This is a genomic window from Nocardia acididurans, from assembly GCF_016741815.1.
Taxonomy (GTDB): Bacteria; Actinomycetota; Actinomycetes; order Mycobacteriales; family Mycobacteriaceae; genus Nocardia; species Nocardia acididurans.
Genome location: NZ_JAERRJ010000061.1, coordinates 1 through 476 on the forward strand (window position 1 = coordinate 1; position 476 = coordinate 476).

1 protein-coding gene is annotated in these 476 nt (G+C 63.9%); it reads right to left on the reverse strand.

Features of this window, described 5'->3' with window-relative positions:
* The coding region (locus tag JK358_RS38790; protein ID WP_443677921.1) for an ATP-binding protein at positions 1 to 476 on the reverse strand (476 nt) is incomplete at both ends.

Consider the following 476-nt stretch of genomic DNA (forward strand, 5'->3'; position numbering starts at 1 on the left):
CCGTTGGCCGGGTCCTCGGTGGTGATGCGGCACTGCAGCGCCGCACCGCGGATCTTGATCGAATCCTGGCTCAGCCCAAGGTCTTCCAGCGTTTCGCCACCGGCGATGCGCATCTGCGACTGCACCAGGTCGACATCGGTGATCTCCTCGGTCACCGTGTGCTCCACCTGGATTCGCGGGTTCATCTCGATGAACACGTGATTACCGCGCTCGTCGAGCAGGAACTCCACGGTACCCGCGCACGAGTAACCGATCTCCTTGGCGAACGCCACCGCGTCGGCGCAGATCCGGTCGCGCAGTGCGGGATCCAGATTCGGCGCGGGCGCGAGCTCGATCACCTTCTGATGCCGCCGCTGCAACGAGCAATCGCGCTCGTAGAGGTGAATGACATTGCCCTGGGCATCGGCGAGGATCTGCACCTCGATATGGCGGGGATTGACCACCGCCTGCTCCAGGAACACCGTCGGATCACCGAA